The sequence below is a fragment of the Draconibacterium sp. IB214405 genome (assembly GCF_033963885.1).
Taxonomy (GTDB): domain Bacteria; phylum Bacteroidota; class Bacteroidia; order Bacteroidales; family Prolixibacteraceae; genus Draconibacterium.
This window is the reverse complement of the sequence record NZ_JAXBMA010000006.1, coordinates 168,299-193,544: the sequence shown is the minus strand read 5'-3', so window position 1 is coordinate 193,544 and position 25,246 is coordinate 168,299. Positions and strand designations below refer to the sequence as shown.

At 40.0% G+C, this 25,246-nt stretch carries 22 protein-coding genes; 6 read left to right on the top strand and 16 right to left on the bottom strand.

Annotated features, from left to right (window positions below; genetic code table 11):
• Positions 1-40: 40 nt before the first annotated feature.
• From SLH46_RS19845 to SLH46_RS19835, 3 genes are all read right to left on the bottom strand, one after another.
• Positions 41-676, bottom strand: coding sequence for a thiamine diphosphokinase (locus SLH46_RS19845; RefSeq protein ID WP_320282967.1), 636 nt, complete (start codon positions 674-676; stop codon positions 41-43).
• Between the two features lie 85 nt (positions 677-761).
• Entirely contained in the window at positions 762-1,067 is a 306-nt protein-coding gene (locus SLH46_RS19840) for a metal-sulfur cluster assembly factor (RefSeq protein ID WP_320282966.1), read from the bottom strand.
• 12 nt (positions 1,068-1,079) lie between these two features.
• Complete coding sequence (locus tag SLH46_RS19835; RefSeq protein WP_320282965.1) at positions 1,080-1,502, bottom strand: SufE family protein; 423 nt, start codon at positions 1,500-1,502, stop codon at positions 1,080-1,082.
• Positions 1,503-1,669: 167 nt separating this feature from the next.
• Here SLH46_RS19835 and rbr point away from each other — a divergent pair, with 167 nt between their 5' ends.
• Positions 1,670-2,248, top strand: a complete 579-nt coding sequence (rbr, locus tag SLH46_RS19830; protein ID WP_320282964.1) for a rubrerythrin — start codon at positions 1,670-1,672, stop codon at positions 2,246-2,248.
• A 92-nt stretch (positions 2,249-2,340) separates the two neighbouring features.
• Here the strand turns inward: rbr and SLH46_RS19825 are convergent, their stop codons facing one another.
• The 4 genes from SLH46_RS19825 to sufB all read right to left on the bottom strand — a co-directional run bounded on the left by SLH46_RS19825 (position 2,341) and on the right by sufB (position 7,298).
• Positions 2,341-3,558 (bottom strand): aminotransferase class V-fold PLP-dependent enzyme, encoded by a 1,218-nt coding sequence (locus SLH46_RS19825; RefSeq protein WP_320282963.1) that lies wholly within the window; start codon positions 3,556-3,558, stop codon positions 2,341-2,343.
• A gap of 110 nt (positions 3,559-3,668) precedes the next feature.
• Complete coding sequence (gene sufD, locus SLH46_RS19820) at positions 3,669-5,036, bottom strand: Fe-S cluster assembly protein SufD (RefSeq protein ID WP_320282962.1); 1,368 nt, start codon at positions 5,034-5,036, stop codon at positions 3,669-3,671.
• 1 nt (position 5,037) lies between these two features.
• Positions 5,038-5,790 (bottom strand): Fe-S cluster assembly ATPase SufC, encoded by a 753-nt coding sequence (gene sufC / locus SLH46_RS19815; protein ID WP_320282961.1) that lies wholly within the window; start codon positions 5,788-5,790, stop codon positions 5,038-5,040.
• A 62-nt stretch (positions 5,791-5,852) separates the two neighbouring features.
• On the bottom strand, positions 5,853-7,298 hold the full coding sequence (gene sufB / locus SLH46_RS19810) for a Fe-S cluster assembly protein SufB (protein ID WP_320282960.1): 1,446 nt from the start codon (positions 7,296-7,298) through the stop codon (positions 5,853-5,855).
• A gap of 252 nt (positions 7,299-7,550) precedes the next feature.
• Here sufB and thiL point away from each other — a divergent pair, with 252 nt between their 5' ends.
• Positions 7,551-8,588 (top strand): thiamine-phosphate kinase, encoded by a 1,038-nt coding sequence (gene thiL, locus SLH46_RS19805; RefSeq protein WP_320282959.1) that lies wholly within the window; start codon positions 7,551-7,553, stop codon positions 8,586-8,588.
• A gap of 77 nt (positions 8,589-8,665) precedes the next feature.
• Here thiL and lpxA read toward each other — a convergent pair whose 3' ends face one another.
• From lpxA to SLH46_RS19785, 4 genes are read right to left on the bottom strand one after another with little or no spacing between them, the layout of a single operon-like run.
• Positions 8,666-9,448 (bottom strand): acyl-ACP--UDP-N-acetylglucosamine O-acyltransferase, encoded by a 783-nt coding sequence (gene lpxA / locus SLH46_RS19800; protein ID WP_320282958.1) that lies wholly within the window; start codon positions 9,446-9,448, stop codon positions 8,666-8,668.
• A gap of 17 nt (positions 9,449-9,465) precedes the next feature.
• Complete coding sequence (locus tag SLH46_RS19795; RefSeq protein ID WP_320282957.1) at positions 9,466-10,851, bottom strand: bifunctional UDP-3-O-[3-hydroxymyristoyl] N-acetylglucosamine deacetylase/3-hydroxyacyl-ACP dehydratase; 1,386 nt, start codon at positions 10,849-10,851, stop codon at positions 9,466-9,468.
• Between the two features lie 18 nt (positions 10,852-10,869).
• Positions 10,870-11,907, bottom strand: coding sequence for a UDP-3-O-(3-hydroxymyristoyl)glucosamine N-acyltransferase (gene lpxD / locus SLH46_RS19790; RefSeq protein WP_320282956.1), 1,038 nt, complete (start codon positions 11,905-11,907; stop codon positions 10,870-10,872).
• Positions 11,908-11,944: 37 nt separating this feature from the next.
• Positions 11,945-13,201 (bottom strand): HD domain-containing protein, encoded by a 1,257-nt coding sequence (locus SLH46_RS19785; protein ID WP_320282955.1) that lies wholly within the window; start codon positions 13,199-13,201, stop codon positions 11,945-11,947.
• 268 nt (positions 13,202-13,469) lie between these two features.
• Between SLH46_RS19785 and rimP the strand changes: the two genes are divergently transcribed.
• The 4 genes from rimP to SLH46_RS19765 all read left to right on the top strand — a co-directional run bounded on the left by rimP (position 13,470) and on the right by SLH46_RS19765 (position 21,118).
• Positions 13,470-13,934: a ribosome assembly cofactor RimP gene (gene rimP, locus SLH46_RS19780; protein WP_320282954.1), complete on the top strand. Its 465-nt coding sequence runs from the start codon at positions 13,470-13,472 to the stop codon at positions 13,932-13,934.
• 10 nt (positions 13,935-13,944) lie between these two features.
• Complete coding sequence (gene nusA, locus SLH46_RS19775) at positions 13,945-15,180, top strand: transcription termination factor NusA (protein ID WP_320282953.1); 1,236 nt, start codon at positions 13,945-13,947, stop codon at positions 15,178-15,180.
• 214 nt (positions 15,181-15,394) lie between these two features.
• A complete protein-coding gene (infB, locus tag SLH46_RS19770) occupies positions 15,395-18,184 on the top strand; it encodes a translation initiation factor IF-2 (RefSeq protein ID WP_320282952.1) in 2,790 nt (929 codons plus the stop codon).
• A 150-nt stretch (positions 18,185-18,334) separates the two neighbouring features.
• Positions 18,335-21,118, top strand: coding sequence for a DUF3352 domain-containing protein (locus tag SLH46_RS19765; RefSeq protein ID WP_320282951.1), 2,784 nt, complete (start codon positions 18,335-18,337; stop codon positions 21,116-21,118).
• A 72-nt stretch (positions 21,119-21,190) separates the two neighbouring features.
• Here SLH46_RS19765 and queA read toward each other — a convergent pair whose 3' ends face one another.
• The 5 genes from queA to SLH46_RS19740 form a co-directional block, all read right to left on the bottom strand.
• On the bottom strand, positions 21,191-22,240 hold the full coding sequence (gene queA, locus SLH46_RS19760) for a tRNA preQ1(34) S-adenosylmethionine ribosyltransferase-isomerase QueA (RefSeq protein WP_320282950.1): 1,050 nt from the start codon (positions 22,238-22,240) through the stop codon (positions 21,191-21,193).
• A gap of 99 nt (positions 22,241-22,339) precedes the next feature.
• Complete coding sequence (gene truB / locus SLH46_RS19755; protein WP_320282949.1) at positions 22,340-23,053, bottom strand: tRNA pseudouridine(55) synthase TruB; 714 nt, start codon at positions 23,051-23,053, stop codon at positions 22,340-22,342.
• Between the two features lie 41 nt (positions 23,054-23,094).
• The gene (locus SLH46_RS19750; protein WP_320282948.1) at positions 23,095-23,874 is read right to left on the bottom strand and encodes an undecaprenyl-diphosphate phosphatase; all 780 of its coding nucleotides are present in this window, start codon (positions 23,872-23,874) and stop codon (positions 23,095-23,097) included.
• A gap of 10 nt (positions 23,875-23,884) precedes the next feature.
• Positions 23,885-24,139, bottom strand: a complete 255-nt coding sequence (locus SLH46_RS19745) for a DUF3098 domain-containing protein (protein WP_320282947.1) — start codon at positions 24,137-24,139, stop codon at positions 23,885-23,887.
• A 189-nt stretch (positions 24,140-24,328) separates the two neighbouring features.
• Positions 24,329-25,204 (bottom strand): cell division protein FtsX, encoded by an 876-nt coding sequence (locus tag SLH46_RS19740; RefSeq protein WP_320282946.1) that lies wholly within the window; start codon positions 25,202-25,204, stop codon positions 24,329-24,331.
• Between the last annotated feature and the right edge of the window lie 42 nt (positions 25,205-25,246).

Sequence of the window (25,246 nt, the reverse complement as noted above, 5' to 3'; positions counted from 1 at the left end):
AGAAGGATATATTTATGAAGGTGCTTGCGGGCACCTTTTTTTATTCAAACCTTTGAAATACAATCAGCTTCCCTTTTTCAAATTCAAGCGAAAATGATTCGCCAAGACATTCGTTTAAGGTTCCCATCCACCACGAACTTAAAACAGTTTTTGTTAAAGGGAATTTCAAATTTTGTGATGTAACAGTAGCGGGATTCCCCAAAGAGAAAATGGAAACCTGTTGTCCTTTGAAAGAGGGAAGTGTTTGTGATTTAAGAACTGGTCGGAAAATTCCGGAATTACTTATTGAGAGCACTTCAAGCTTTTCTGCATAATCTAAAAGTAACGAGATATTTCCAATAGTGTGATCTTCTCGTTTTCCGGTAGCACCTAAAATAATTGCGTTTTTAGCACCACGATTTAATACAAACTCAATGGCTTTGGTCTGGTCGTTTGTTTCCTGGTCAGTATTTAAAACAATTCGATCGGCAAAGTCAGCCTTTGTCTTTTCCGAAACAGAATCAATGTCGCCAACAATAAAAGTTGGTTCCAAACCATAAGCAATAAGTTTGTCGGCTGCACCATCGCAACAAATAATCTGTTCGGCATTTTCTAATACAGACAGCGGAATGTGATGCTGAGGGAAAGATCCATCACAAAGAATAACAATTTTTGACTCGAATGGTAAGTGACTCATAGAAAGCGAAAATACCAAAAATAAAAATCACTGACAGCATGGGGTAAAAATGGGTTGAAACCAGGTACTAAATTTGCGAACGAGTTTAAAAGAATCCCAGTTCGAGTCGGGCTTCTTCGCTCATCATCGATTTATCCCAAGGCGGTTCGAACGTTAATTCTACATCAACTTTTTCTACACCTTCTACCGATTGAGCTGCCTGAGTAATGTCGTCGACCAATACATCAACCACCGGACAACCCGGTGCGGTAAGTGTCATCAATATATTAGCTTGATTATTTTCGTCTACATCTACATTGTAAATCAGTCCCAAGTCGTATACATTTACCGGAATTTCCGGGTCGTAAACCTCTTTCAGGTTATTTATAATCAGATCTATTCTTTTATCCATTTTGTGTCCTCCTTAACCTGCAATCTTGCTATAAGCAACAGCGTATAAGCGAATTTGTTTTACCATGGCCAGCAGACCGTTTGAACGGGTAGGCGACAGGTGTTGTTTTAATCCCAGATCGTCGATAAAGTGCAGTTCTGTTTCAAGCAGTTCTTTTGGTGTACGGCCCGAAACAACGCGCAATAACAAGGCTACCAAACCTTTTACAATTACCGCATCACTTTCGCCCTGGAAGTATATTTTACCATCCTTTAACTCGGCAACCAACCACACGCGCGACTGGCATCCTTTTATAATATTCTGGTCGTTTTTGTCCTTGGCGTCAAGGTCTTCCAAATCGTTCCCCAATTCAATCAGGTATCCATATTTGTCCATCCAGTCTTCGTACATCGAAAACTCTTCAATTATCTCCTGTTGAATTTCTTCCATGCTCATAAATATCGTTTTTAAGAGTTAGCAAAGATCGTAATTTTCTTGTTTATGACAATGCTGTATGTCGTTTATTCAGACTAATTCAAAACTATCTTTATGTATAGTATGCCAGTAGGTAAATCATTATCTTTATTGCTCCAAACAGAAAAACTAAAAAATCAAGAGAGAATATGACACAGTTAGCAGGTACAAAAACCGAACAGAATTTATTAAAAGCATTTGCCGGTGAGTCGCAGGCACGTATGCGTTACGATTATTATGCAAAACAAGCTAAAAAAGAAGGTTTAGAACAAATAGCAGCCATTTTTGACGAAACAGCATTGAACGAAAAAGAGCATGCAAAACGTTTCTTTAAATTTTTAGAAGAAGGCAGCATGGTTGAAATTACAGCAGCGTACCCGGCGGGTAAAATTGGTACTACCATGGAAAACCTGAAAGCTTCTGCCGATGGTGAAAATGAAGAGTGGACGGAGCTTTATCCTGAGTTTGCCAAAGTTGCAGAAGAAGAAGGTTTTAAAGAAATTGCAATGGCTTTTAAACTTATTGGCCGAGTAGAGGAAGCACATGAAAAACGCTACCGTACATTGTACAACAATCTTGAAGAAGGTAAAGTATTTAAACGTGGCGATAAAGTAGTGTGGAAATGCCGTAACTGTGGTTTTATTCACGAAGGTACAGCAGCTCCGAAAATGTGTCCTGCTTGTCAGCATCCACAGTCGTACTTCGAAATTAAGGAGTCAAATTATTAAGCTTATTTTTAGTGGAATTTCCAATATAAAAAATGCCATCCGATTGCTTGTTCAATTCGGATGGCATTTTCTTTTGTGCTGAATATCGATGGTTAAAGCATCATAATTGCTTTATTCAGTGCTTCCATAAAAATATCGATTTCTTCTTTTGTATTGTACATACCAAATGAAATGCGTGCACAGGCCGACATTCCGAAATGCTGCATTATTGGATCGGCACAATGATGTCCGGTGCGAATGGCAATTCCCATTTTGTCGATCAGCATTCCCAGATCGTACGAGTGAATTCCATCTATATTAAAACAGATCACTCCAGATTTCTGAGGCGCTTCGCCGTAGATCTTCAGCCCATCAATAGCTTTTAGTTTTTCGGTGGCATACTCCAGCAATTCGTGTTCGTGGCAGCCCATGTTTTCAACGCCAATTTCGTTTACCAGATCGATTGCTGCTCCAAAAGCTGCCAGTCCCGAAATGTTAGGCGTGCCCGCTTCAAATTTGTAAGGTATCTCGTTAAAGGTAGTACCGTCAAACGACACTTCTGAGATCATTTGTCCACCGCCCTGGTATGGAGGCATTTCGTTCAGCCACTTTTCTTTACCGTATAAAACGCCTACTCCGTTTGGTCCGTATACCTTGTGTGCCGAAAAAGCATAAAAATCAACATCCAGTTTTTGCACATCAATTTTTATGTGTGCCGATGCCTGAGCTCCGTCAATCAAAACAGCCACATTATGTTGGTGTGCTATATCAATAATTTCTGCAATCGGATTTATCGTTCCCAACACGTTGGAAACATGATTAACAGCAAGTAGTTTTGTCTTCGAAGTGATCAGTTCAGGTAACTTTTCTATCTCGAGTAATCCGGTGTCGTTAAACGGAAGTTTTACAATTTTTGCATTTCGTCTTTCGGCTGCAATTTGCCACGGAACAATATTCGAGTGATGTTCCATTTCCGAAACGATGATCTCATCACCTTCCGAAACATATTTTTCGCAGAAGCTACTGGCGACAAGGTTAATACTTTCGGTAGTCCCTTTAGTGAAAATTATCTCCTTTCGCGAAGCAGCATTAATAAAGGCCTGTATTTTATCACGCACCTCTTCGTACTCAAGCGTTGCTTTATCGGCCATGTAGTGAGCACCACGGTGAATGTTACCATAGTACTCGTTGTGCAGCTGCTCCAATTTCGTTAGCACCTGAACCGGCTTTTGAGCCGACGCAGCCGTGTCGAGATAAACAAGTGGTTTATTGTAAACTTTCTGCTGGAGAATGGGGAAATATGATCTGATTTTTTCGATATCGTAATTCATAAGGCGAAGATAGCGAAAAGTAAAAAAAGAAACTTTGCGAAACTCTATACTTGCCAGGAGTTTAAAACTTTGTTTTTATTCCGAGGCTACAAAGTTTCGCAAAGAAATATTTAACAATCGCACTGGTAAGCACAATCGTGACAACGGGCAACTTCACCTTTCAGGCGTTTGTCAACCAATTCGTCAATACGGTCGCGCAACGGCTCCAGTTTGATTTCTTTTACAACCTCGTGGGCAAATGCATTCATCATCATCAGGCGTGCCTGATCTTCGTTAATACCGCGGGCACGCAGGTAGAACAATGCTTCTTCGTCAATCTGACCAACCGTTGCACCGTGGCTACATTTTACATCGTCAGCATCAATTATCAGCTGAGGTTTTGTTTGCATGGTTGCCTCGTCGGTCAACAACAAGTTGTTGTTGCGCTGGAAAGCATTTGTTTTTTGTGCATCGCGAACAACGTGAATCCTTCCGGCAAAAGCACCGGTTGATTTTTCGTCGAGTACGTTCTTGTATATCTGATTACTCTCGCAATGCGGAGCTGCATGAATAACCTGCGTAAAATTATCGACATGTTGTTTTTTGTCCATAAAGGCCATTCCATACATGTGAGCTTCGGCGTTTTCACCATTCAACGCAAATTTCAGGTTGTTACGAATCAAGCCACCGTGTAACGACGCCGTGTGCGAAGTAACACGCGAATCGCGCTGCTGATCGATAAATACCGAATTGATATTCGTGGCCTTGTTGTGCTGATTTTGCAGCGTATAAAACTCAACCTCTGAATTATTACCGGCAAAAATTTCGGTTACCGAGTTATTCAGGTATTGATTCAGGTTCAATGTATGATCGCATAACAACACCTGAACTTTAGCACCATCTTCAACAAGAATGAAATTCCGTTGAGTAGAGAAGGTATCTTTTTCGTCCTGCAACAGGTTAATGATCTGAATAGGACTCTCAACCACTACATTTTTCGGAACATAAAGGAAAAAACCATCTTTGGCAAAAGCTGTGTTCAGCGCCACCATCGGGTCTTCTTCAACATTTGCCAGGCTGGCATATTTTTCCAGCAACTCAGGTCTTTCTTTCGAAATACTGTCGAGGCTGTCGAGAATTACACCTTCCGGAAGGTCTCCTTTTTCTGTTTCGTTTTTGTAGAACCAACCATTAAAAACCAGGGCCAGGTTAGTGTTTAGTTGCGGAACATCGCAACGAAAAACCTCGCTAATATCTGCTTTCTTTTCTTCCTTTGTGTGGATAAATTTAAAATCGGGCAAAAACGCCGGATTCAGGTTGGTGTATTTATAATTTTCGTTTCGTCGCGTAGGTATACCCTGCAAGACGAAGTTTTGAAACGCTTTATTTCGTTGAGCGTTCAAAATATCGGACGAGTTGGCAAAAAGCTCGTCTTTTACTTCGTTGTAATGCGCGGTATATTTTAGCGATAAATCTGCTTTGTCAACTAAAACGCTCATGTTAATTTCCGTTTTCTGATTTAATCCAGTCGTACCCTTTTTCTTCCAAATGAAGGGCAAGTTCTTTTCCGGCAGTTTTTACAATTTTTCCCTGGTAAAGAATATGTACATAATCAGGCACAATATAATCGAGCAGGCGCTGGTAGTGGGTAACCACAATTGTCGACCTTTCAGGCGATTTAAGCGCGTTTACTCCGTTGGCTACCGTTTTTAATGCGTCAATATCAAGTCCTGAATCGGTTTCGTCAAGAATTGCTAATTTCGGTTCGAGCAGTGCCATCTGGAAAATCTCGTTTTTCTTTTTCTCACCACCAGAGAATCCTTCGTTTACCATGCGGTTGGTTAATTTGGTATGCATGTCAACCAAATCCATCTTTTCACGCATCAATTTCAGGAATTCGCCTGCAGTAAGTTCTTTTAATCCTTTGTGCTTCCGGTGTTCGTTTACTGAAGTCTTCAGGAAGTTTACCATTGGTACGCCGGGAATTTCAACCGGGTACTGGAAACTTAAAAAGATACCGTCTTTGGCGCGTTCTTCAGGAGATTTCTCCAATAAATCTTCTCCTTCGAAAACAACTTCGCCATTGGTAACTTCATAGTCCTCTTTTCCGGCAAGTACGTTTGCAAGTGTACTTTTTCCTGAACCGTTCGGTCCCATAATAGCGTGAACTTCGCCGGGTTTAACTTCAAGATTGATTCCTTTCAGGATCTCCATTCCTTCAACGGAAGCATATAAGTCTTTAATCTTTAACATCTTTACTAGTATACTGTTGCGGGAAAGAGCTTAACTCTCGCCCTGAGTTATTTAAAATTTGTTTATCCTACGCTGCCTTCAAGACTGATCTGCAGAAGCTTTTGGGCTTCAACGGCAAATTCCATCGGAAGTTTGTTTAGCACTTCTTTTGCATAACCGTTAACAATCATTCCAATTGCGGTTTCTGTATCAATGCCTCGCTGGTTGCAGTAAAAAATCTGGTCTTCACCAATTTTCGAAGTTGTTGCCTCGTGTTCAACAATCGACGATTTATTTCCAACTTCGATGTACGGGAAAGTGTGCGCTCCACAAGTATCGTTCAACAGCAGCGAATCACACTGTGAGAAGTTTCGCGAGTTAATTGCTTTTGGCATTACTTTTACCAAACCACGGTACGAGTTTTCACTTTTACCTGCCGAAATACCTTTCGATACAATTGTTGATTTTGTATTGCGCCCGATGTGAATCATTTTCGATCCGGTATCGGCCTGCTGATGATTGTTCGTTACTGCCACTGAGTTAAACTCACCAATAGAATTGTCGCCCATGAGAATACAACTTGGGTATTTCCATGTAATTGCCGAACCGGTTTCTACCTGTGTCCAGCTAATTTTTGACGATACGCCACGGCAAACACCACGCTTGGTAACGAAGTTGTAAATACCGCCTTTTCCGTTTTTATCGCCCGGATACCAGTTCTGTACGGTTGAATATTTTACTTCAGCACGATCGAGTGTGATAATTTCAACAACTGCTGCGTGCAACTGATTTTCGTCGCGCATTGGTGCAGTACAACCTTCGAGGTAACTTACGTAACTGTCGTCGTCGGCAACAATTAGCGTACGCTCAAACTGTCCGGTGTTGGCTGCATTAATCCTGAAATAAGTTGACAATTCCATTGGGCAACGAACGCCTTTAGGAATGTAACAGAACGAGCCATCGCTAAACACAGCAGAGTTTAACGCCGAAAAATAGTTATCGGCTACAGGAACAGCTTGTCCCAGGTATTTTTTTACCAAATCAGGGTGTTCTTTCACTGCTTCCGAGAAAGAGCAAAAGATGATACCTTTTTCAGCTAACGTTTCTTTAAAAGTTGTTTTTACAGAAACCGAGTCGATAACCGCATCAACGGCAACTCCGGCCAAATGTTTCTGTTCTTCCAGCGGAATGCCCAACTTGTTAAAAGTGTCCAGCAATTCCGGATCAACTTCATCCAAACTTTCATATTTAGGGCCTTGTTTTGGGGCCGCGTAGTAACTAATTGCCTGAAAATCGATGGGCGGAATTTTTAAATAAGCCCAGTTTGGCATTTTCATTTTCTGCCATTTTTTAAAGGCTTCCAATCTGAAATTCAACATGAATTCCGGCTCCTCCTTTTTGGCAGATATCAAACGAATCACGTCTTCATTAAGGCCTTTCTCAATAATGTCGGTTTCAATATCAGTAGTAAAACCGTATTTGTATTCGCCTTGTGTTACGTCATTCAATATTTTATCTTGTTCTTCCATTTTCTGACTTTCTCTCGAATGTTTAAAAATTTGCGTCTCTTCGTTACTTGCTGGTTAATGGTTCCGGAAACTTTTTTTCGGTATGTAAGCCTAATTGATTTCCGGAGCTTAATACCATAAATAACAGCAATTTCGATTAAATAACAACGCTTTTTTGTTCCTGTTCACGTATAAATTGCAAAGATATAAAACTATAGGTACTTTTGCAGGTGAAAAGTATATAAAAACAGACTAAATAGTCTTTTATTAACAATGAATAAAGAAAGAAAACAAACAAATATTTCGGAGCTGGGAGAGTTCGGTTTAATCGACCGTTTAACAAAGGCGATAACGATAAAAAACGAAAGCACGGTAAAAGGTGTTGGCGACGATGCAGCACTTCTTGATTTTAAGGAAAAACAGGTTGTTGTTACATCTGATTTGCTTACTGAAGGTATTCATTTTAACCTGATGTATGTGCCGTTGAAACACCTGGGCTACAAAGCTGTGGTGGTAAATCTGTCGGATATTTTTGCGATGAATGCAACGCCAAAACAGATAATTGTGAGTATGGCTGTGTCAGGTAAATTCTCGGTTGAAGCTTTAGAGGATTTATACGAAGGAATTCACCTGGCTTGCGAGAAGTACAATGTTGATTTGGTTGGTGGCGATACAACCAGCTCATTAACCGGATTAACTTTGAGTATTACGGCCATTGGCGAAGCAGAAAAGGAAAATATTGTAATGCGAAGCGGCGCACAACCGAACGACATTTTATGTGTGTCGGGCGATTTGGGTGGAGCCTACATGGGACTTCAACTTTTGGAACGAGAAAATGAAGTTTTTAAAGTGAATGAGAACATGCAACCACAACTTGGTGGTTACGATTATATTCTCGAACGTCAGTTAAAACCTGAAGCCAGGGTAGATATTATTGCAGCCTTTAAGAAGCTGGGCATTAAACCAACTTCGATGATCGATATTTCTGATGGTTTGTCGTCGGAGATTATGCACTTGTGTAAAAACTCGGGAGTTGGATGCAGTTTGTTTGAAGACAAGGTGCCGATGGATTACCAGACCAAACAAATGGCCGAAGAATTAAACATTAATCCTTTGGTTGCAGCATTAAATGGTGGCGAAGATTATGAGTTGCTGTTTACGCTTCCGTTGGATGATTACGAGACAATAAAGAATGATCCTGATTTTACAATTATTGGTCATATGACAGAGGCCGGAGAAGGAGTAAATCTGCAGACAACCGGTGGCTCAACTATTCCGTTGGAAGCGCAGGGTTGGAATCATGGAAAGTAAGTTTAACTAGCATAAACAAAAAAAGCCATCCGTCAGCTGACGGATGGCTTTTTTGTATGATATCTTTTGGTTGGTAATTAATCCGGGAAATATCCACGAATAATACCACGCTTCGAATCTTTTACAAAAAGTAAAACTTCATCGCGCTCAGGAGTTGCCGGCATTTCTGCTTCAATAATTTCAACAGCCTGTGCAGTGTTTAAACCTTTTTGGTAGATGTAACGGTAAATGTCCTGTACTTCACGAATTTTTTCGTTGTTGTACTGACGACGGCGTAAACCGATTGAGTTGATACCAACATACGAAAGTGGTTCGCGACCTGCTTTAATAAAAGGAGGAACGTCTTTACGAACCAGCGATCCACCCGAAATCATAACGTGCGATCCGATTCTTACGAACTGGTGTACTGCCGACATACCGCCTAAAATAGCCCAGTCGTCAACTTGTACTTCTCCGGCCAACTGTACATTGTTTACCAAAATAATGTTACTACCAACTTTACAGTCGTGGGCAACGTGTACGTAAGCCATTAACAGGTTGTTGTCGCCAATTACGGTTTTTCCTTTTGCAGAAGTACCTCTGTTTACGGTTACAAATTCTCTGATTGTATTGTTGTCGCCAATTTCAACAGTAGAATATTCACCTTTAAACTTCAGGTCTTGAGGAACACCACCAATAACGGCACCCGGAAATATATTACAGTTTTTTCCAATTCGTGTTCCGGGTAAAATTGTTACACCTGAACCAATTCTTGTCCCTTCTCCGATTACAACGTCGTGGTCTATAGAAACAAAAGGCTCAATAACAACGTTATCGGCAACTTTTGCATCGGGATGGACATAAGCTAATGGTTGTTTCATCTTTTATAATGTCTTTATTAATCTTCTTTTTTTACAATTTGTGCCATAAATTCACCTTCGGCAACAATTTTATCTCCAACATACGTAGTTCCTTTCATGTTGGCTATTCCTCTTCTGATCGGCGAAGTTAATTTTAATTTGAAAATCAGAGTATCGCCCGGAACAACTTTTTTTCTGAACTTAACATTGTCAATACGAATGAAGTACGTCGAAAATTGTCCTTCCTGTTTGTTCAGAACCAACAATCCTCCGCACTGCGCCATGGCTTCAACCAACAGCACACCCGGCATAACCGGCTCATCGGGGAAATGTCCCTGGAAAAATGGTTCGTTAACAGTAACGTTTTTTACACCGATAATTTCGTCTTCCTGGATACAAACTACTTTGTCGACCAGTAAAAACGGGTAACGGTGTGGTAGTAACTCCCTGATTCGGTTAACGTCCATTAACGGCGCGTCGTTCGGATTACATTTTGGTGCGGCCTCTGCTTCTTTTTTCCATTGCTTTTTCAGTGCTTTGGCAAAAATAGTATTTGGTCCGTGACCCGGTTTTGAAGCGATAATCCTTCCTTTAATACGTTTTCCACACAAAGCCAGGTCGCCAATTACATCTAATAACTTGTGACGGGCACATTCGTTATCAAAATGCAAATCAAGGTTATTCAAAATTCCCTGAGGTTTAACTTCAACTCTCGGGTGGTTAGTTAAATCGGCCAAATGGTCTAACTCCGCCTGGCTGATCTCTTTATCAATAATTACAATTGCATTATTTAAATCGCCACCTTTGATAAGGTTGTGGCTAAGTAAAAATTCAATTTCGCGCAAAAACACAAAAGTACGACACTCTGCAATTTCTTTCTTAAAGTCTTTTATCGAGTCGAGTGTTGCGTACTGGTTATTCAGCACTGCAGATGGAAATGAGATCATTACATTTAAACTGTAATCGTTATCGGGAAGCGCAATAATGTGCGAGTCCGATTTTTCGTCGTAGATCTCAATTTTTTCAGTGATCTCGAAATAATCTCTTTCAGCTTCCTGCTCAACAACTCCTGCCTTTTCAATGGCTTCGACAAAATATTTTGAGCTTCCGTCGATAATCGGAGCTTCTTCATTATTTACTTCAACCAGCACATTGTCGAGGTCCATTCCAATCAATGCAGCAAGTGCATGTTCGATGGTGCCAATTCGTGCGCCGTCTTTCTCAAGCAGTGTGCCGCGTGAGGTGTCGATAACCAAATCAACATCGGCATCAATAATAGGTTGGTTTTCAAGGTCAACCCGTTTAAATTTAAATCCGTGATTTTCCGGCGCCGGCAAAAAGTTCATTGTAACATTAACACCGGTGTGTAAACCTTTCCCCTCAATCTTAAATGAGTTCTTTAACGTCTTTTGTTTTACAACCATAGGGAAGTGAAATATTTCTTATTTTTTATTGTCTGTATTGACTGTTTTTTTCAACTGAAGTACATCTCTGCGAATTTCGGGGAGATCCTTAAGCAGCACGTAAGCACGCATTGCTGTTCTGATTTCGATGGCCGGTGAGCCAAGCAATGTTTGGTTGCTTTTTAAATTTGAAACAACACCCGACTGAGCACCAAGGGTAACATTATCGCCAATGGTAATATGTCCGCCAAGGCCAACCTGACCGCCAAACATACAGTTTTTCCCCACTTTGGTCGATCCTGAAATACCGGTTTGTGCCGCCATCACAGAATTTTCGCCCACCTCAACATTGTGTGCAATTTGTATCAGGTTGTCGAGTTTTACACCTTTTCTAATGATCGTTGATTCCATTGTACCGCAATCAATAGTTGTATTGGCTCCAATCTCAACATCGTCTTCCAAAACAGCATTTCCAATCTGGTGGATCTTTTTATAAGTGCCATCAGTCTGAGGTGCAAAACCAAAACCATCGGCACCAATTACTGCTCCCGAGTGGATGATGCAACGGTTTCCGATAACACAATCGTCGTAAATTTTTGCTCCGGGATACAATATACAGTCGTCGCCAATTTTTACATTGTCGCCAACATGTACCTGCGGATATATTTTTACATTGTTGCCAATTTTGGCATTGTTACCAATGTATGCAAACGCACCCACGTAACCATCTTCTCCAACGGTGGCGGTTTCGGCAATAAACGAAGGTTGTTCAATACCTTGTTTCATGCTTGCTTTTGCCTGCACATATAAATCAAGCAGCGACGCAAATGCCTGATAAGCATCGTCAACTTTAATTAACGTTGCAGAAATTGCTTCTTTTGGTTCAAAACTTTTATTAACCAGTACTGCAGAAGCTTGTGTTTCGTATATAAAGTGTTCGTATTTCGGATTGGCAAGAAAAGCCAATGTTCCCGGTTTTCCGTCTTCTATCTTTGAAACATTTGATACTTTAACATCCCCATCACCAACTATTTCTCCGTTTAAAAATGAGGCAATGTCTGTAGCTTTAAAATCCATCTATCTGTTTTTTTGGCGATGCAAATATAGGTTTTAACTAGTAAATGTCCAATTCTTTAGGATAACACACAAAATACTTCTTTACAGTTTTCCCAAGAGCAGAGAGGTTTATATCGGATGCATCGTTTATTTCCTTTACTGTTCCGTCCTTATATAATACCGATATATTTTCGTAGTGTTTGTTGTAAGCATTATTGGTTATAACACCTGTCATCAGGAAGTGTTTTGCCAAATCAGGATCGGCAATTATGTGTTCCTTAATCTTCTTAATGTACTTTTCTTCCTTACTTGCCGAAATTGGTTTGTCGCTGAATTTAGTCCGCGGGAGTTTGCGGTTGGTAATTCCCTGTGCCAGCTTCGATAAAACCGGATCGGGATGATTTTGCCACTCTTTAATCGAAATTAGTATGTCGTTGTCGTCGAGCAATGTATACCATGTGAGAACACTTTTCCCATCGATCTCAATATTGGTCGTAAAGTCTTCCGGGGTTAAATTATTGGTAAGAAAAATCTTGAGTGTTGGTGTTACAAACAGCGAATCGCCTTGCGAAATAAGCTCTTTTGCCCTTTTTAATACATTAATTAATAAGAATTCGGCAGCAACAACTGTTTTATGAAGATAAACCTGCCAATACATCAAACGACGCGAAATCAGAAATTTTTCGATGGAGTAAATACCTTTTACATCAACCACCAGCTGGTCGTTATGAATGTTCAGCATTTTAATAATACGCTCGATACCGATCGTACCTTCAACCACTCCGGTGAAAAAACTGTCGCGGCTAAGGTAATCGAGCCGGTCCATGTCGAGTTGGCTGGCAACCAGTTGGTGCAGGAATTGTTTTTTGTATTGATTTGTAAATATGCAGATGGCAAGATCGAGTTTTCCGTTAAATTCGCGGTTAAGATCCTGCATGAGCATCAACGAAATATTTTCGTGCGAAATGTTTACCATCGTATTTTCCAGAACGTGCGAAAACGGTGCGTGACCAATGTCGTGTAACAAAATAGCAATAGTTACGGCTTCTGCTTCTTCGTCGGTAATGTTGTGGCCTTTCATCCGTAAAACAGAAATGGCCTGCCGCATTAAATGTACTGTTCCAACGGCGTGCTCAAAACGGGTGTGGTTGGCTCCCGGAAATACGAGGTACGATAATCCGAGTTGTTTAATGTGGCGTAAACGCTGAAATGTTGGATGCTCCAACAAGTCGAAAATAATATCTGATTGAAGATTGATAAAACCAAAAACGGGGTCGTTAATAATCTTTTTCTTATTTAATTGTATTTGCTGCACAAGCCACTTGTTGGATTGGTTTAAAATTATAAAACTTTCTGAAATACAAATGACAACGTTTTTTTTCTGAAATAAAATGTCGGGCTCGCTAAAAATAGATTTGTTATGCACAGAAAGCGGTTAATGATTTTTTTAGTTTAAAATCAGAGATTTATGCGTGTGCTGTTATTTGTAATTGTTGCATAATATTACTATTTTTGCCGAGAATTTTCTAAAAAGCGGAATTTTTAGGGGACCGATGGTTCCCTATTTTGTTACATAAGGAGAAATGATAGCGAAACAGAAAGTATTAGAATTGGTGAATGAACGTCTTGATGATCAGATGTTTGTAGTTGATGTAGCTATCAGCTCGGCCAACGATATTAATGTATATGTTGATGGATTTAATGGAATTACAATCGAACAATGTATTGCTATCAGTCGTAATGTTGAACACAATCTCGACAGGGAAGAAGAGGACTTTTCCTTGCAGGTTTCGTCGCCGGGCTTAACAGAAAGCTTTAAAGTTAGGCAGCAATACGAAAAATATACCGGCAAAGAAATTAATGTTGTAACAGCAGAAAGCGAGAAATTGGAAGGTTTGCTTTTGGAAAGCACAGACGAAGGAATAGTGCTGGAGACCTCGAAACGTGAAAAAGTTGAAGGGCATAAAAAAAAGCAGTTGGTAGTAAAAAAACATATTTTAAAATACGACGAAATAAAAAGTGCGAAAGCGGTTATTTCATTTAAATAAATGATGCAAGATGGAAAATATTAACCTGATAGATACTTTTGCCGAATTTAAGGAGCTAAAAAACATTGACAGGGTTACAATGATGAGTGTGCTGGAAGAAGTATTCCGCAGCGTGCTTATCCGTCAGTATGGAACTGATGAGAACTTTGACGTGATTATCAATATTGATAAAGGCGACTTTGAGATTTGGCGAAACCGCGAAGTTGTTGCAGACGACGAGATCGAAGATCCGAATTTGCAGATAACTTTGAGCAATGCGCTGAAAATTGACGACGATTACGAAGTAGGCGAGGAAGTTACCGACGAGGTTAAGTTGGCCGATTTTGGACGCCGTGCGATTTTGAACTTGCGTCAGAACCTGGCCAGTAAAATTCTGGAGCTGGAGAAAGACCATATCTACGGTAAATACAAAAACAAAATTGGCGACATTGTAACCGGTGAAGTTTATCAGGTTTGGAAAAAAGAGATTCTGATTCTTGATGATGAAGGAAATGAATTGATCCTTCCAAAATCGGAACAAATTCCATCAGATTATTTCCGCAAAGGCGATAACGTTCGCGCAATTGTATATAAAGTAGAATTACGCAATAACAACCCGCTGATTATTTTGTCGCGTACAGCACCGGCTTTCCTCGAGCGTTTGTTCGAATTGGAAATTCCGGAAATTTTCGATGGATTAATTACCATCAAGAAAATTGTTCGCGTACCGGGCGAGCGTGCAAAAGTTGCCGTTGAATCGTACGACGAACGTATCGATCCTGTTGGAGCTTGTGTGGGTATGAAAGGATCGAGAATCCACGGAATTGTTCGCGAGCTGCGTAACGAAAATATCGACGTAATTAATTTCTCGTCAAATCTTCAGTTGTTTATTAAACGCGCACTGAATCCGGCGAAAATTAATTCGATAAAAATATTGGAAGAAGATAAAAAAGCTGAAGTTTATCTGAAACCGGAAGAAGTATCGTTGGCAATTGGTAAAGGAGGTTTAAACATTCGTTTGGCCAGCCAGTTAACCGGATACGAAATCGATGTCTATCGTGAGATGGAAGAAGACGATGAAGATGTAAACCTGGATGAGTTTGCAGACGAAATTGAAAGCTGGGTAATTGATTCGTTAAAAGGTATCGGATGCGATACTGCTAAAAACGTATTGAATATTCCTCGTGCAGAATTGATTAAAAGAACCGACCTCGAAGAGGAAACTATCGACGACGTTCTGAAGATTCTTAGTTCAGAGTTTGAATAGAAGACTGTTTATAAACAACGGGATTTATTCAAGAAATTAGAAAAGTAAATAAAGAAATTATATGGTAGCAGGCAATACACAAAGACTTAGTAAACTTGCAAGACAGTTCAACGTGGGGATCCACACCATTGTTGAATTCTTGCATAAAAAAGGATATGATATTGATTCAAATCCTAATACTAAAGTTTCCGGAGACGCCGTGCAACTTCTTGAAATGGAATATAAAACAGATATTACCATCAAGAAAGAGTCGGAAAAGATGAATCTGAAAAGTCAGCGTCCAAAGAAAGAAGTTATTTCTATGGAGCCGGAGGAAGCTGAGCAAGAGAAAGAAGAACCAAAAAGTGAGCCTGTTGCTAAAAAAGATATTCAGGAAGCACCTGTGGAAGAGGTTGTTAAAAAGCCTGAGGTAAAAGTTAAGGTTCTTGACAAAATTGACCTGGATGAGGTTAACGGTGTTAAAAAGAAAACCGAAAAACCTGTAGAGGAAAAACCTGTTGAGAAGGCTCCTGTTCAGGAAAAAGCAGAAGAAAAACCGGTTAAAGAAGAACCGAAAAAAGAACCGGTTATTGAGGCAAAAAGCGAACCTGTTGCAAAAGAAGAAAAAGTAGCAGAGCAGCCTAAAGCAGAAGCAGCGCCTCCAAAAGAAAAAGAACTTACCGAGACAAAAGTTCCAAAAGTTGACGAGGTAAAAGTGGTTGGAAAGATCGATCTGAGCAATATGAATCAGAAAACCCGTCCGGCCAAAAAGTCAAAAGAAGAGCGCGAAAAGGAACGTAAAGAGCGTCAGAAACAAAAAGCTGCCGAGCGTCAACCTCAGGGAGGTTCAAACCAAGCTGAAGGTGGTGACGTTATCAGAGCAAAAGCTAATAGGTTGAATGGTCCTACTGTTTTGGGGAAAATTGATCTTCCTGAGAAAAAACAAGATGGAGGCGACCAGGGCAACCGAAAAAAACGCAGAAAGCGTATCACAAAAGATACCGGTCGTGTTAGCGTTGATAAACAACAACAGCAACAACAAGGCGATCGTCCGAGAGGAAAATTCCAGGCAAACAAACAACAGCCCGGAGCAAAAAGAAAACGACCGCTTAAAAAAGAGGTTAACGAGGAAGACGTACAAAAGCAAATTAAAGATACACTTGCCCGTTTAACAACAAAGGGTAAAACAAAAAAAGGAGCAAAACACCGTCGTGACAAGCGTGCCGCTGCCAGCGAAAGAATGCAGGCAGATATGGAACAGCAAATGATGGAACAGAACATTCTGAAAGTAACCGAGTTTGTTACTGTTGCAGAATTGGCTACCATGATGAATGTTGGAGTAAACGAAATTATTTCATCATGTATGTCGCTCGGTATGTTCGTATCTATTAACCAGCGTCTCGATGCCGAAACTTTGGCTGTGGTTGCCGAAGAGTTCGGGTTTAAAGTTGAGTTCGTTAGTGTTGAAATTGCAGAAGCGATTGAAGAGGAAGTTGATAATCCTGAGGATTTAAAAGCTCGTCCGCCAATTGTTACTGTAATGGGACACGTTGACCACGGTAAAACATCGTTGCTCGACCATATTCGAAGCACGAACGTAATTGCCGGTGAGGCCGGTGGTATTACACAGCACATTGGTGCATACCACGTTAGTCTTGAAGACGGAAGAGATATTACTTTCCTTGATACTCCTGGTCACGAAGCGTTTACCGCGATGCGTGCTCGTGGAGCACAGGTAACCGATATTGCAATTATTATTGTAGCAGCCGACGATAATGTGATGCCACAAACAATTGAAGCGATCAACCACGCTACTGCAGCTGGTGTGCCGATTGTTTTTGCCATTAACAAAATTGATAAGCCGGGTGCAAATCCTGAAAGGATTAAAGAAGAACTTGCGAACATGAATTACCTGGTTGAAGAGTGGGGTGGTAAATACCAGTCGCACGATATTTCAGCTAAAAATGGAATTGGTATCGAAGAGCTTCTTGAAAAAGTATTGCTTGAAGCAGAAATGCTGGAGCTAAAAGCCAATTCTGATAAAAGAGCACAAGGTACAATTATTGAATCTGAGCTCGACCGCGGTAGAGGATATGTTTCTACCTTGTTGGTAGAGAGCGGAACCCTGAAAGTGGGAGATATAATTATTGCCGGACAGTACTACGGACACGTGAAGGCAATGTTTAACGAACGTAATCAGAAAGTTGAAGAAGTTGGTCCTGCACAACCTGCAATTATCCTTGGATTGAACGGAGCACCACAAGCGGGTGATAAATTCAATGTAATGGAGAGCGAACGTGAGGCCCGCAGCATTACCAACAAACGCGAGCAGCTTGCACGCGAACAGGGATTGCGTACGCAGAAACACATTACGCTTGACGAAATCGGACGTCGTATTGCAATCGGAAACTTCCAGGAGCTGAACCTTATTGTAAAAGGTGACGTGGATGGTTCGATCGAGGCATTATCTGATTCGTTAATCAAATTATCGACTGAAGAAATTCAAATCAATATTATCCATAAAGCGGTTGGTCAGATCTCTGAATCTGATATCTCGCTGGCGGTTGCCTCAGAAGCAATTGTTGTTGGATTCCAGGTTCGTCCATCGTTAAATGCACGTAAAATGGCAGAGCGCGAGCAAATCGATATTCGTTTGTACTCGATTATTTACGATGCGATTAACGAGATTAAAGCGGCAATGGAAGGTATGCTTTCTCCTGATATTAAGGAGGAAATTACCGGAACCGTTGAAGTGCTTGAAACGTTTAAGATTACAAAAGTTGGAACTGTTGCCGGATGTATTGTTCGCGATGGTAAAATAGCACGTAACTCGAAAGCTCGTGTAATTCGCGATGGTATTGTAATTTACGACGGAGTACTCGGATCGCTGAAACGTTTTAAAGAGGACGTAAAAGAAGTGAAGAACGGTTACGAATGTGGTTTGAACATCGAAAACTTTAACGATATTAAAGTGGGAGACCACGTTGAAGCTTACCACGAAATTGAGGTAGCAAAAACACTTTAAGAAAATCATTCGAACGAGATATGAAGAGGCCGGGTTATCCCGGCCTTTTTTGTTCCCCCTAATTTATTAACAATCAATATTTAATTTCATAAACGAAAAAGGTAGCACAGAGCGTTAGCTTATTATTACTTTTGACAAAAAGAATAGAAAATGAAGCGGAACCTCATAATCATACTTGTTATTCTGGCAGCTGCCGTGGCAGGTTTCCTGTATTTTACAAAAGACGATGTTGTTTTTTCAAAAGAATCGTCGTTATATAAAGCCGTGCCGTTATCGTCGCCGGTTTTTATCGAGGCCAGTTCGCTGAGTGCGATACCAGCTGATAATCCTGTTATTGCAGAATTAACCGGAATTCCCGGGGTAAATAAACTACTGAACCAGGTTACTCTATTAGAAAATACAATAAAAGACAATCCGGAAATACAGAACCAGCTACGAAGTCGTTCGTTTGTACTCGCTCTTGATTTTGTGGGTAAAAATGTATTACATCCTCTTGTTATTAGCACACTAAAAAGTGCCAAAGAACGCCAAGGGTTGGAGCTGTTATTTGAAAAACTGACAGGAATTCCGCAAACCTCATTTCAGAAACGAAACTACAACGGCTACGCAATAATTGATGTAACTGATACAAACGGCAGCAATAAACTAAGTTTTAGTGTGGCCGGAAATATGGTTATAATCAGTCCGGAAGTAATATTGGTTGAAAAATGTATCCGGCAATTAAATGCGCCGGGTATTACTGATAACAACTATTTTCAGCTGGTAAACAAGACTGTTACACGTCAATCCGATGTTTCGTGGTACATTAATCACCGTCGTTTCCCCGAACTATGGGCTAACTTTCTTAATGCAAAAACAAAAACTCAAATCAACGAATTTGGAGATTCAGAACGGATCAATCTGAAGCGCGATGTAATGGGAATAAAAACGTATGCCAGTTGGAGTGAACTGGATATGAAATTATATGACAACAGGATTGCAATTAACGGAATTACTGCGGCAGATGATTCGTTGAATCATTTTCTTTCCGTGTTGGAAGGACAGCAGGCAGTGAGTTGTAATGCTGATCGTCTGCTCCCAAAATCTACTTCGTTTTATATTGGTTTTTCTTTTTCCGATCGCGAACTGTTTTTTAGTAAACTTGAGTCGTATTTTGTTCATTCCGAATCGTATTACGATCGCGAAGAGAAAATAAAGAAGATCGAACAATCATTTCGGTCCAACAGTCGCGAGAAACTGAGAAGTCTTGTAAAAGATAAAGTGATTGCTGCAGTAACCAACATTCCGTCAGAAAGTGAGATAGGAACGCTTTTTGTCGTTAACAATCCATCGCGAAACGAAAGCCGCGAGACATTTGAAAGTTTGTTGACCAACTATGCCAAACGCAAGGATATTGAATTGAGTAGTTTGATGCGCAATTATACATCTACCGATGGGCAAACTTATCCGATTTATACTTTTCCTTTCCCCTCTTTGCCGGGAATCTGGTTGGGAGGAGCATTCGATTTTGCCAAGGCCCGTTATGCTGCATTTTACAACGAAACCCTGGTTTTTGCCAGTTCAGTAAAAGGTTTGGAAAACTATTTGGATGATATGGATTCGGGGGAAACCTTGCGAGAGGATTCCGATTTTGAGTCAGTGAGCAAATCAGCAGAAAGCAAAGCAAACCTTAATGTTTACGCCAATGTAAATAAACTTTATGCCATGCGTCAAAACCTATTTAACGCTGCGTTGAATAAAGGTTTGGAAAAAAATGAAGAGATCTTTCGGAAGTTTAATGCCATTAGCTGGCAGGTAGTGTGCGAAAACAACATTTATTTTAACGCCGTTAATCTCAATTATCAGGAAAAACCCAAAAAGGATGTTCGCTCCAGTTGGCAATGCAATCTTGGTGCAGAGGTGGCAATAAAACCACAAATCGTAATTAATCACACCAATAAAGCGCAGAAAGAAATAATTGTACAGGATAAAAATAATCAGCTTTATCTGATTGATGCTGATGGAAAAATACTTTGGAGTGCCCCGGTAAGTGGTAGAATTTTAGGCGAGATTCATCAGGTTGATTATTATAACAATGGGAAACTGCAGTACCTTTTTAATACCAGCGAAAAGATTTATTTGCTCGACAGAACCGGTGCGAGCGTCGCGAACTTTCCGGTTGTTTTAAAATCGCCGGCAACCAACGGTGTTAGTGTTTTCGACTACAACAACAATAATAAGTATCGATACTTTGTGGCCTGCGAGGATAAAAAGGTATATGCTTACGATCATGAAGGCAAAATCATAAGCGGTTGGGTTTTTGATAAAACTGCCGGAAAAGTTACCACCCCGATACAGTTTTTCAGGGTAAGCAACAAAGATTATATTGTTTTTAGCGACGAGAGCAAAGTCTACATTCAAAACAGGCGAGGAGAGACACGCGTTAATTCATCGGCACAATTTTCTCCATCCGCCAATGATATAATTTTAAATACACAGGGAACTCCCAAATTGATTGTTTCGGCGAAAGATGGTGATGTTTACTACTTATTTTTCGATGGGAAATTTGCTAAAAAGGAGACCGGCGCATTTTCTTCTGACCATGGTTTTGCGGCCGATGACATTAATGGCGACGGAAAACCGGAGTTTGTCATTACGGATGAAAACAGACTTTTAGTTTATAACGAAGCGGGAGATAAACTTTTTGAGGAAAAATTAGAGAGTGAACTACTGGGACCAAACTTGTATGCTTTTACCGCTACAAAGCAACTAATCGGGGTGACTGATGTAAAGGAAAACGAAATCTATTTGTATGAACCAAACGGGAAACAATACGGAGGATTTCCTCTGAATGGGAACAGTGCATTTTCGATTAGTAAACTTAAAAATGGTGGACCGCTGTGTTTGGTTGTTGGAGATGATGACGGCGATTTGTTGTGTTACGAGTTGGAATAAATCCCGTTTTAAGGCACAAAAAAACCACGAAATAATATTCCGTGGTTTCTGTATAATTTCTATAAGCTTTTTCTAGATAATCAGCATCGCATCGCCATAAGTACCAAAGCGGTAATTTTCTTTAATAGCAACTTCGTACGCTTCCATAACAAAATCGTAACCACCAAATGCTGCCACCATCATTAACAATGTTGAGTAAGGCAGGTGGAAATTAGTGATCATGCTGTTTGCTACACTAAATTCGTAAGGAGGGAAGATAAATTTGTTTGTCCAACCTTCGAATGGTTTTAAAAATCCTTGTGTAGAAACCGAACTTTCAAGAGTACGCATTACTGTTGTTCCAACAGCACACACATTTCTTTTACTTTGTTTCGCCGTGTTTACCAGGTCGCAAGCTTCATCTTTAATCCAGATTTGCTCCGAGTCCATTTTATGCTTGGTAAGGTCTTCAACATCTACGCTGCGGAAGTTTCCAAGTCCAACGTGAAGTGTAATGTACGAGAAGTCAACACCTCTGATCTCCAAACGTTTTAACAATTCGCGGCTAAAGTGCAAACCTGCAGTTGGTGCAGCAACAGCTCCTTCGTTCTTTGCAAATATGGTTTGGTAGCGGTCTTTATCTTCCGGCTGAACAGGGCGATTGATAAATTTAGGAAGTGGTGTTTCTCCCAGGCTGTATAATGTTTGTTTGAATTCGTCGTATGGTCCGTCGAATAAGAAACGTAAAGTTCTTCCACGTGAAGTGGTGTTGTCGATAACTTCAGCAACCAACAAGTCGTCGTCTCCAAAATACAGTTTGTTTCCAATACGTATTTTACGTGCAGGATCAACCAAAACATCCCACAGACGTTGCTCGCGGTTTAGTTCGCGTAAAAGAAAAACTTCGATTTCAGCACCGGTTTTTTCTTTGTTACCGTGCAAACGTGCAGGAAAAACTTTAGTGTCGTTAAACACCATCACGTCTTTATCATCAAAATAATCAAGCAGGTCTTTGAACAACTTGTGTTCGATTGTTCTTGTTGCTCTGTTTAACACCATAAGTTTCGACTCGTCGCGGTTATCTGCCGGGTGCAAAGCAATCCTCTCCGGATCTAAATTGTACTTGAATTTTGATAACTTCATATTGTAATAAATTTATTAATAATCCTTTTTTATGTAATCTGCAAAGGTAATACAGTCAGTTGGTTTTATGTTTTCGAGTCACGTTATACGGCGAAAAATTCAATTAGTTTCACTAATATTTAAATTTTCCAAAAAAAAGTTCACCTCAAACGCGTCATCTATATTGTAATCTCCAATTCGTGTTCTTCTTAATCCGGTTAAATAAGCTCCGCAATTTAAGGCTTCTCCAATATCGCGTGCCAGCGACCGAATATAAGTACCCTTGCCGCAAACTACTTTTATTTTAACCTCGGGCAGGTTAAACGATTCGATTTCAATGCTTCTAATAACAATGTTTTTTGCTTTTAGTTTTACATCTTCACCATTTCGGGCATAATCGAATGCACGTTTCCCTTTTACTTTTACCGCCGAAAATACAGGTGGTACCTGCTCGATTTCACCGATAAACTGCGGCAATACTTTTTCAAAACTTTCACGGGTAACATGCGAAATATCGTTCTGGCTATCTTCCTCTGTTTCCAAATCGAAAGATGGTGTAGTTGCTCCAACTTTTAACGTGGCAATGTATTCTTTCTCACCAAGTTGAAGCTCCTCGATTTTTTTTGTAGCCTTGCCGGTGCATAAAATAACCAATCCTGTAGCCAGCGGATCAAGTGTTCCGGCATGACCTACTTTTAGCTTTTTTATACCCATCATTTGACACAGGTTGTAACGTATTTTGTTAACAACATCAAACGATGTCCATTCCAATTCTTTATTGAATAGTAAAATTTCGCCGGCAGGGAAATCGTATGTTTTTTTGAAATCGGGCATTAAGAATCTATATTCCAGTATATTAAGCCTGTTTTGAAAAATCAGGCTGCAAAGATAGCAATTAGCCCAATAAGAGCGCAATAAATTGCAAAATAAATTAGTTTACCGCGTTTTACGATTTTTATCATCCACGAGCAGGCCAGCCATCCTGAAATAAAAGCAGTTATAAAACCAATAAATAATGGTAATAAATCAACATTTGTTGATTTAAGTTCGCCTGTAACAATATCGAGGAAGGCAGCGCCTAGTATTGGAATCAGAACCATAAGAAATGAAAACCGGGCCACGTCTTCTTTTTTACCTTTTAAAAGTAAACCGGTTGCAATGGTTGCACCACTTCTTGAAATTCCAGGAAGAGTAGCTAATGTTTGCGCCACGCCAATTATTAATGCTTTTCCAAATGTGATTTTTCCTTCGCTCTTTTTAACAAATTGTGTTAGTGCAAGCAAACCGGAAGTAACCAGTAACATACATCCTACAAAAAATAGGTTGCCGGTAAAGATTGCTTCTATGTTGTCACGGAAAAGTAAACCAACAATTAAAATCGGGATGGAAGAAAATAAAAGTGTGGCTATGTATTTAGTCGAATCGTTCCATTGAAATGCAAACAATTCTTTGCACAGGCTGGCGATGTCTTTTCGAAATACTAGAATGGTGCTCAGAACTGTAGCCACGTGAACGGTTAAAACAAAAAGCAAATTGTTTTCATCTTTTATACCCAAAAAAGCGTGTGCTATTTCGAGATGTCCGCTTGAACTAACGGGAAGAAATTCAGTGAGTCCCTGAATAATGCCGAGAAGAAGTGCCTGGAGTTCTGTCATAAAATATGTGCTATTCTTCTTTTGGCTTTTTCATTATAGCATAAATCTCAAAAGCAAAACCCAGTAACAAGATTATCGGGGCAAGCGTAATTCTGCGAAAACTAAAAATAGCCTCGCTAAAAACATTTGGATCGTCGCTACCGCCGCCTGCCATTAAAATAAAACCGAGAACAATTACGGCGAAGCCAATTGCCATTAACTTGTAGTTTTCTTTTCCCAGCGCAAATCCTGCTGATTCTTTTACTTCTTTACTTTTTTTTGCCATTGTCTTCTGAAATTGAAGCAGTAAATATAGTTAATCCAAATAACCCGTCAAATATTGATTCTGTTTTTAGAAAAAAAGAAAGATATGATTTAATCAGGGTGAAATAGTAATATTCTACGATATGCTTCGCTATCGGGATTAGTTCGACTTTCAAATTTTAAAATGGTACACTTTTAAAATTGAGTCTCACTAATAAAATAATTCATCAAATTTCATCCGCAGGAATTTGCCCAGAGCAAACCATGTTGACACCAGCGAAATGAAAAATCCCAGTGCAAAAACAATAAGAACAATCAGCAAAATTGTTTGCAGATCGGCAAAGTTTATTAAACCCTGAAGTTGTGTTTTGTAAGTATAAATGCCTCCGATTAACGCAGCATTGGCAAGGATTCCGCCATAAGCACCAAGAAGTAAACTTTTAAGCAGGAAGGGTTTGCGGATAAAACCTTTACTTGCCCCAACCATTTGCATGGTGTTAATGGTAAAACGTTGCGAATAAATCAGTAAACGAATGGTATTATTAATAAGACCGAAAAAGATAAAAGTGAGTATGCCGCTAATTACCAATAATGCGATACTTATTTTTCGAACATTGTTGTTGATTAATACCACCAGGTTTTCCTGGTAATATACTTCCGTTAATTGTGGATATTCCAAAAGTTTTTTCTCCAGTAGCTGCAGACTGTCGCTTTGTGTATAAGCAGCAAGCAACTTCAGATCGAATGAATCGAAGAGCGGATTGTAGCCTAAAAATCCCTGGAAATCTTCTCCAAGATTAGCTGTTAACGTTTTGGCTGCCGCTTCTTTATCGATGAATTCGATTGATTTTACAAAGTTGGTGGCACTTAATACTTTTTGCAGCCTGATAATTTCAGTGTCTTTTAAATTGTCTTCCAGAACCAGGGTAAGCCCGATTTTTTCGCGTACGTAGTCCGATAACCGTTTGCTGTTAATGAGTATAAAACTGAGCATGCCCATTAAAATCAGCACAAGTGTTATGCTGATTAATGATGTAATCCACGAATTCAGAAACCGGGATTTTAACTTTTTAGGCTTTGTTTGCATGCTTCTTAAAAATTTCAGCTTCTTACAAATGTATATAAATTT

Excerpts from the sequence above, each read along its gene's own strand:
- SLH46_RS19845 (WP_320282967.1), bottom strand. The coding sequence starts at position 676 with ATGAGTCACTTACCATTCGAGTCAAAAATTGTTATTCTTTGTGATGGA.
- SLH46_RS19840 (WP_320282966.1), bottom strand. The coding sequence starts at position 1,067 with ATGGATAAAAGAATAGATCTGATTATAAATAACCTGAAAGAGGTTTAC.
- SLH46_RS19835 (WP_320282965.1), bottom strand. The coding sequence starts at position 1,502 with ATGAGCATGGAAGAAATTCAACAGGAGATAATTGAAGAGTTTTCGATG.
- rbr (WP_320282964.1), top strand. The coding sequence starts at position 1,670 with ATGACACAGTTAGCAGGTACAAAAACCGAACAGAATTTATTAAAAGCA.
- SLH46_RS19825 (WP_320282963.1), bottom strand. The coding sequence starts at position 3,558 with ATGAATTACGATATCGAAAAAATCAGATCATATTTCCCCATTCTCCAG.
- sufD (WP_320282962.1), bottom strand. The coding sequence starts at position 5,036 with ATGAGCGTTTTAGTTGACAAAGCAGATTTATCGCTAAAATATACCGCG.
- sufC (WP_320282961.1), bottom strand. The coding sequence starts at position 5,790 with ATGTTAAAGATTAAAGACTTATATGCTTCCGTTGAAGGAATGGAGATC.
- sufB (WP_320282960.1), bottom strand. The coding sequence starts at position 7,298 with ATGGAAGAACAAGATAAAATATTGAATGACGTAACACAAGGCGAATAC.
- thiL (WP_320282959.1), top strand. The coding sequence starts at position 7,551 with ATGAATAAAGAAAGAAAACAAACAAATATTTCGGAGCTGGGAGAGTTC.
- lpxA (WP_320282958.1), bottom strand. The coding sequence starts at position 9,448 with ATGAAACAACCATTAGCTTATGTCCATCCCGATGCAAAAGTTGCCGAT.
- SLH46_RS19795 (WP_320282957.1), bottom strand. The coding sequence starts at position 10,851 with ATGGTTGTAAAACAAAAGACGTTAAAGAACTCATTTAAGATTGAGGGG.
- lpxD (WP_320282956.1), bottom strand. The coding sequence starts at position 11,907 with ATGGATTTTAAAGCTACAGACATTGCCTCATTTTTAAACGGAGAAATA.
- rimP (WP_320282954.1), top strand. The coding sequence starts at position 13,470 with ATGATAGCGAAACAGAAAGTATTAGAATTGGTGAATGAACGTCTTGAT.
- nusA (WP_320282953.1), top strand. The coding sequence starts at position 13,945 with ATGGAAAATATTAACCTGATAGATACTTTTGCCGAATTTAAGGAGCTA.
- infB (WP_320282952.1), top strand. The coding sequence starts at position 15,395 with ATGGAATATAAAACAGATATTACCATCAAGAAAGAGTCGGAAAAGATG.
- SLH46_RS19765 (WP_320282951.1), top strand. The coding sequence starts at position 18,335 with ATGAAGCGGAACCTCATAATCATACTTGTTATTCTGGCAGCTGCCGTG.
- queA (WP_320282950.1), bottom strand. The coding sequence starts at position 22,240 with ATGAAGTTATCAAAATTCAAGTACAATTTAGATCCGGAGAGGATTGCT.
- truB (WP_320282949.1), bottom strand. The coding sequence starts at position 23,053 with ATGCCCGATTTCAAAAAAACATACGATTTCCCTGCCGGCGAAATTTTA.
- SLH46_RS19750 (WP_320282948.1), bottom strand. The coding sequence starts at position 23,874 with ATGACAGAACTCCAGGCACTTCTTCTCGGCATTATTCAGGGACTCACT.
- SLH46_RS19745 (WP_320282947.1), bottom strand. The coding sequence starts at position 24,139 with ATGGCAAAAAAAAGTAAAGAAGTAAAAGAATCAGCAGGATTTGCGCTG.
- SLH46_RS19740 (WP_320282946.1), bottom strand. The coding sequence starts at position 25,204 with ATGCAAACAAAGCCTAAAAAGTTAAAATCCCGGTTTCTGAATTCGTGG.